General features: G+C 63.3%; 7 protein-coding genes. 2 read left to right on the forward strand and 5 right to left on the reverse strand.

Annotated features, from left to right (window positions below; translation table 11 throughout):
- The 5 genes from NW809_RS09670 to NW809_RS09690 all read right to left on the reverse strand — a co-directional run.
- The coding region (locus tag NW809_RS09670) for a hydantoinase B/oxoprolinase family protein (protein WP_414402023.1) at positions 1–1,200 on the reverse strand (1,200 nt) is incomplete at its 3' end.
- 5 nt (positions 1,201–1,205) lie between these two features.
- Positions 1,206–1,514, reverse strand: coding sequence for a hypothetical protein (locus NW809_RS09675; protein WP_414402024.1), 309 nt, complete (start codon positions 1,512–1,514; stop codon positions 1,206–1,208).
- 31 nt (positions 1,515–1,545) lie between these two features.
- Positions 1,546–2,067, reverse strand: a complete 522-nt coding sequence (locus NW809_RS09680; protein WP_414388904.1) for a PDZ domain-containing protein — start codon at positions 2,065–2,067, stop codon at positions 1,546–1,548.
- Positions 2,068–2,322: 255 nt separating this feature from the next.
- Positions 2,323–3,273, reverse strand: coding sequence for a prolyl aminopeptidase (pip, locus tag NW809_RS09685; protein ID WP_011431576.1), 951 nt, complete (start codon positions 3,271–3,273; stop codon positions 2,323–2,325).
- A 33-nt stretch (positions 3,274–3,306) separates the two neighbouring features.
- Complete coding sequence (locus NW809_RS09690; RefSeq protein WP_099812693.1) at positions 3,307–5,514, reverse strand: glycoside hydrolase; 2,208 nt, start codon at positions 5,512–5,514, stop codon at positions 3,307–3,309.
- 175 nt (positions 5,515–5,689) lie between these two features.
- Between NW809_RS09690 and NW809_RS09695 the strand changes: the two genes are divergently transcribed.
- Positions 5,690–6,232 carry an HNH endonuclease gene (locus NW809_RS09695; protein ID WP_011431578.1) on the forward strand — a complete coding sequence of 181 codons (543 nt, stop codon included), beginning with the start codon at positions 5,690–5,692 and terminating at the stop codon, positions 6,230–6,232.
- Positions 6,233–6,276: 44 nt separating this feature from the next.
- On the forward strand, positions 6,277–6,735 hold a 459-nt coding region (locus NW809_RS09700; protein ID WP_414402025.1), incomplete at its 3' end, for a phycobiliprotein lyase.

Here is a 6,735-nt window from a genome sequence, read left to right on the forward strand (position 1 = left end):
ATCCAGGCCTGGTCGCTGCTGGCTGGCCCCCTGGCCGCCCCCCAGGGTTTCGTAGTAGGTGAAGTGGCGGTTGCCCAGCACGCAGTTGTTCATGGTGCCCTGCCCCTGGGCGATGGCACGGGATCCGGCCACCGGGGCCAGGGCTTTGAACACCACATCGGCAATGCGCTGCGAGGTTTCCACGTTGCCGGCCACCACCGCCGCCGGAAATTGGGCATTGACCAGGCAGCCGGGCGGGGCCACAATCTCGATGGGATCCTCCAGGCCGACATTGCTGGGGGCAGTGGGATCCAACAGGCAGCGCAGGGCAAAGAGCACCGCCGAGCGGGTCACGGCCAGAGGCGCGTTCAGGTTCCCCGCGGTGGCCGGGGCTGTGCCGGCGAAGTCCACCCGCAGCCTCTCCCCCTTGACCTCTACCTGCACCCGGATCTCAATGGGCTCAGGCGGATCCCCGTAGCCCTCCAGGTAGTCGCAGGCGGTGTAGATCCCATCGGGCAGAGCGCGGATCTGGGCCTGCATCCGCCGTCGGCTGTAGGCGATCACCCCGGCAATCAACTGCCAGGCCTCCTCTTCCCCGAACCGGGCCAGCAGCTCGCCAAACCGGCTCACCCCCACGGCGCTGGCCCCCACCTGGGCCTGCAAATCTCCCCTCCGCTGCTCAGGGTTGCGCACATTGGCCAGGATCAGGCGCAGCAGATCCTCCTGCCAGCGCAGCTCCCCTGTCGAGGTCATCTGGGCCAGCCGTAGCGGCGGGATCACCAGCCCCTCCTGCCAGATTTCCGTAGAGTCGGCGGGCATGGAGCCGGGGCGCATCCCCCCAATATCGGCATGGTGGGCGCGGTTCACCGCATAGGCACAGACCTGTTCTGGATCCCGCAGGCCGGGGATGGCCGTAACCACCGTGATATCCGGCAGATGGGATCCCCCCTGGTAGGGATCGTTGAGGACGAACACATCGCCGGGCCGCGGGCCGGCTGCCACCACCGCCCGCACCGCCTCCGAGAGAGCTCCCAGGTGAACTGGAATGTGGGCCGCCTGGGCAATACAGGCCCCTTGGGCGTCGAACAGGGCTGTCGAGCAATCCCGCCGTTCCTTGATGTTGGCCGAGTAAGAACCGCGGATGAGGCGCGCCCCCATCTCCTCGGCGATCCCCGCCAGCGCATTGGCCATCACCTGCAGCCGGATGGGATGGGTATCCATGCCCCTCACAGCCTGCGCCCCAGCCAAACAGCTACCCTGCGGATCCCTTGCCAAAACTGCAGACGGCGCTGCCAGCGGTCGAGGGTATGGCGAGTCTCCCGCAGCCGATCCCGCAGGCGCAGCAACTCAGCGGGCGTGGGAGCCAAAGCCCGCTCAGCGGCTTCCCGCCAATCAGCCATAGCCCGCTCCGTAACCCAGAGCGCCGACCGCAGGTTCAAGAGGACAGGAATCAGGGCAAGCAAGGCTAAAAACAGCAGCCCATTGAGGCCGCAAACCGCCCAAACTGCCCACTCTGTCCCTAGTGCAGCAGTCACAGAGAGCTCAGCAAGGGATCCCTGGCAACACTCACTGCTGCTGCAGCATCAAGGGGCGCAACACACGGCCATCGCCGACCACAACCACCGTCGATAGCACTTGTCCGCCGCGCCGGAAGGTAATGGGTACCCGCTGGCCCACGGGGGTGTTTTGGATAATTTGCTGCACATGTTGCACCGAGGTGACCCGCTGCCCGTCCACCCCAATCAAAATATCCCCCTGGGCCAGACCCGCTCGTTGAGCCGGGCCATCCTGGAGCAGGCCAACCACCTGCACCCCTTGAACTCGAGGCGCAGGGCCGAACAGGCGACGGCTGATAGCGCCTTGAGCCGGCTGTCCATCCACCGTTTCGATGGCAACCCCGATGAAACCGTTGCCTACGACAGCAGGCGACACCTGAGCCCCGAAACTGTCAACCTGAACCGTGGGGCTGTAGAAGTTGTAAGCTTCACCCCCAACCGAGTCACAGGGGTAGGCCACAACAGCATCTGCCAGCAGGAGGGAGGCGGGCAGGGCGAGGGCAAGCTTGAACAGAGTGTTCGGTTTCTGCATAGTTTGAGCCTGGAAACGGCGAAGAATAACAAGTTGAGATCCGCAAAAGCATTGGGATGGATCGACCAGCCCGAGAGAGACAGCGGAAGCCATCAACCGGGCAGCTTGCACCGCCCTTCCCTCAGTGATAAACCCAAAATCGCCAACTGTCGATAGGCTTGGCCGTGCTTTGGGGCTAGATCCCAAGGTTTTGCCGGCATTTCTGTAGCAATTCTTCAAGCTCTTGGGATCCTCAACCCGGCCTATCTCAGCGGCTCACAGACCAACGCAGCGATCGGTGGCCTGCAGCAGGGCGGTGCGGATCCCGGGCTCGGTGATGGAATGGCCGGCATCGGGAATGAGATGAAACTCCGCCTCTGGCCAGGCCTGGTGCAGTTCCCAGGCGGAAATGGGGGGGCAGACCACATCGTAGCGCCCCTGGACAATGACAGCCGGCAGATGGCGCAGGCGCTCCACCCCCCTGAGGAGCTGATCTTCAGGATCCAGAAAGCCGCCGTGGACGAAGTAATGGCACTCGATGCGGGCAAAGGCCTCGGCAAACTCTTCCCGGCCAAAGCGCTCGATGAGCTCAGGGCTGGGGATCAACTTGCTGGTGCTGGCCTCCCAGATGGCCCAGGCGCGGGCCGCCCTCAGGCGCACCTGGGGATCGGGGTCGTTGAGGCGGCGGTGGTAGGCTGCCAGCAGGTCATCCCGCTCGTTGGGGGGGATGGGATCCAGGTAATGTTCCCAAGCATCGGGGAACAGGTAGCTGGCCCCCGACTGGTAGAACCAGCGGATCTCAAACGAGCGCAGCAGAAAAATGCCCCGCAAGATAAACCCCAGGCAGGATTGGGGGTGGGTTTGCCCATAGGCCAAGGCGAGGGCGCTGCCCCAACTGCCCCCGAACACCCACCAGCGCTCAATGCCCAGGTGCCGGCGCAGCTTTTCGATATCGGCCACCAGATCCCAGGTGGTGTTCTCCCGCAGCTCGGCGTAGGGGCGGCTCTTGCCGCAGCCGCGTTGATCGAACAGCACCACCCGCCAGCGGCTGGGCTCGAAGTACTGCCGGTAAAGGGGATCGATGCCGCCGCCGGGCCCTCCGTGCAAAAACACCACCGGCTTCCCGTCTGGGTTGCCGCACTGCTCGTAGTAGAGGGTGTGCAGGGAAGAGACGGGGAGAAAGCCGTGATCGTAAGGCTCGATGGGCGGGTAGAGGTCGCGCTGCATAACCAGAGATTCTAAGGATCAACGGCCAGCCGCTCAAGGCCTGCGCAGGGCGATGGTGGCCTTGGGCGGGATCCCTTCCTGGAAGGTCTCGCCATCGGCGGCCACGATGACGAACTGCAGCTCTTGTCCCGGCTGGGCGCCCAGATTGCTCCAAGGAATAGCCACCTCCAAACAGGCATCCACCACCGCTTTCACTTGGTGGCTGATGGCGTGCCAGGTGTGGTACTCCCCTGCCTGCAAGAGCTGAGCCTCGACAGGGGCGGGATGCTGGCCGGTGCCGGGGGGCGGCAGCGATAGCTTCAACAGGTGGCGGTAGTGGTAGTTGAGGGGGGCTTCTGCCGGCAACCCTTGGAGGGGAATGGGGCTGTTGACGGTGACGCAGTTGGGGTAAAACCACAGCACCTGCAGTTGCTTGGGCCGCTGCACCACCGAGTTAAAATCCAGCCGCAGGTAGAGGTTGAAGTGATCGAACCCGTACCAGAGGCGGCGGACGACGCTGTTGCGGTGCATGGTGCCGCGGGCGGCGCCGATCTCCACCCGCCCGGCTTGGCTCCACTCCCGTTCGGCGGGGCGGCCGTTGATGGCCGGGTGGATAAATCCTTGCGGCAGGCGATCCCCCAGCCCATCGTGATCCTCGAGAGGGAACTGCAGCACTGCCGGCACGGCCTCTCCCAAAGCGGTGTAGAGGGCCTGCAGATGTTCCCGAAACAACTGGTCGAAAACGGCATCGTGGGCCGAGGAATGGCCCGCCCCAAACCACCAGAACCAGTCGGATCCCTCGGCGGCCCAGAGGGCTTCCCAGGCTTCGGGATTGGCGTGAGGGTGATCCTGAATGACCTGGCGGGCTTGGGCCAGGAGCTCCCAGGCGCGGTTTTTGACGGGATCCCCGATCCAAGTGGTAAAGTCAGCTTCAATCCAGGAGCCGCTGTGCAGTTGTTCGGCTGGCAGAAACTCCGTAGGGGGAAACTGGTCCAAAAACTCCGAAACCGTCACCAAGCGCAGCGCCGGGTGCTGGCTGAGGCGGGCATAGAGGTTCTCCAGGAAGGGCCGGCCATCTTGGGGGTAGTACTCCCAGCAATTTTCCCCATCTAGGGCGATGGTGACCAGCCAGGGCTGTTCCTGGGGCAGGCGGTTGCGGATGCTCTCCAGGTGGCCGATGAGATCCTTGGCGGCAGCATCGGCGGGCATGGCGCTGTAGCTGAAGCCGATCAAATCGGAGAGGCGGTGATCCCGAAAGACAATGGCCAGATCCCCTGCCTCGCTCTCCAGACGGTAGGGCCGATAGAGCTTTTCCGGCTCGAGGATATGGCCCTGCCCGTCGCGATGAAAGGGTTGGCCCAGGCTCCAGCCCAGCACGCCCTCGTCGGAGATGATCCACTCAAAACCCTGCTTTTGCACGATGGGGACAATGGCCGGGCTCACGGATTGCTCCGAAGGCCACAGACCCCGCGGCTCGCGGCCAAAGCGCTCCCGGTAGATCTGCTTGGCCCGCTCCAGTTGGCTGTGGACATCCTGCTCCCAGTGGAAGGGGTAGCGGGGCAGGGGCAAGCCGGGCCGAGCCACCCGCGCCGAGCGCTCGCTCACCAGCAGGGGCAAGATGGGATGGGTGTAGGGGCTGGTGGTCAGCTCCAGTTGGCCGCTCTCTTGCAGCTTGGCGTGCTGGGGCAAGATGGCGGCCAGGATCTGCTGCTGCTTGGCATAGATCCGCTGCCGATCCGCCAGGGTAAAGCCGGATCCCATCTTGATCCAGCCCTCGATCTCGGGATCCTCGTGGAAGAGGGGATCGAACCAGGAGAGGTTGTGCCAGGCCAGCAGGTCGCTGAAGTCTTGCGGTGTCCAGTACTGTAGGCACCAGTTGATCCCCTGCGATTCCCGCTGTTCGTAGAGCTGGCGGTAGCGGGGATAGGGCTCAATCATGGTGGGGTAATGGCTGTCGAAGAAACGCTCGACAATGAAGCGCCGCTGCTCCGGGGTCAGCTTTTCGACAGGAGATAAAGTCAGCTCCAAATAGGGATCGAAGGCGGAGCCGGCCACGTAGTCTTCGATTTGCACAATCAGAGAGGGCACCAGGTTGACCGTTTGGTGCAGGCGAGGATAGCGCTCCAGCAGCAGAACCAAGTCGAGGTAGTCTTTGATCCCGTGTAGGCGCACCCAAGGCATGCGATATTTACCCGCTATCGGACTTTTGTAGAGGGGCTGGTGTTGGTGCCAAACCAAGGCGATATGCAGCGGGTAGGTCATGGGAGGCACGGGATCCGACCATCACCCGGATACTAGCCCATCTGTCCGGCTCCCGATCGTCAGAAACTCTGGAATGTTGAACGGTGGGGATCCGCCTGGATGGTGCCCACTGCGGGAAAACCTTGTCATTCGCCGGATTTCTCAGGACAATGGCGGCAAATGGAAGAGCTAAGTCATGACTGCTGCTACCCACGTCCTGGAACAGTCGATCGTTGTCTTCTCCCAAAACTACTTGCCCATTAGCCGGGTCAACATTAGGCGGGCGATTGTGCTGCTGCTGACGGGCAAGGCAGAGCCGCTGGCGATGATGAATGTGCCGGTATGGAAAGTGCGCTCCCCCAGCCAGGTGATCGAGGTGCCCGAGCACATCCGCCTGACCATCAAGGGCAAAGAGCGGGCCTGGCGAGTGCCCCCTGTTAACCGGCGGGAGGTTCTGCGGCGGGATCACCACACCTGTCAGTACTGTGGCAGCACCCACAACCTAACCCTGGATCATGTCGTGCCTCTTTCTCGCGGGGGATCCCACACTTGGGACAATGTGGTGACTGCCTGCGAGCGCTGCAACCAGCGCAAGGGCAACCGCACGCCCGAAGAGGCGGGCATGGTTCTGCGCAGCAAACCCCGCGCCCCCCTCCACCCGACGGTGGCTTTTGCCGAGCAGTTTTGGCGCGAACAGCAGAGCCGGCAAGAGCCAATCTACGGCTACAGCGCAAGTTAGAATCGGCAAATTTCGGTTGTTATCGAGGAGGATCCGCGTCGGCCATGATGACCGTAATGGAGTTTTTTGCCCTCAGCGCTGGCGAGTGGATGTGTCAGCGTACCAGCCATCACTTGGCCTTTCGCCGCTCTGAGGGGGGGAGATCGCGGATGCAAATTGCTACCCTTTCGCCCGCCGATCCGGCAGTTATCCAGGTTTGTGAGCTGTTCAAGGTGGATCCACGGCGGGCCGTGGGGGCGGCGCGAGTGCAGTGGAATGGGGAGCAGGAGTGGGACAACGAAGAGTACAAAGGCGATGTGGTGCTGGTTCCCATTCCCGATCCCGACAACCCCATGCGGGGGCAACTGTTGCGGGATCAGGGCTATGCCGAGAAAGTGCCGGTGGCCGGCACCTACGTCATGGGATCGGACGGCGCCCTCACCCTCTACACCGAGTACGAGATGACCGAGTCGGAGGAGCGCATCTGGTTTGCCAGCCCCAACCTGCGCCTGCGGGCCAGCACC

The sequence above is a fragment of the Synechococcus sp. WC101 genome (assembly GCF_047461555.1).
Lineage (GTDB): Bacteria > Cyanobacteriota > Cyanobacteriia > Thermostichales > Thermostichaceae > Thermostichus.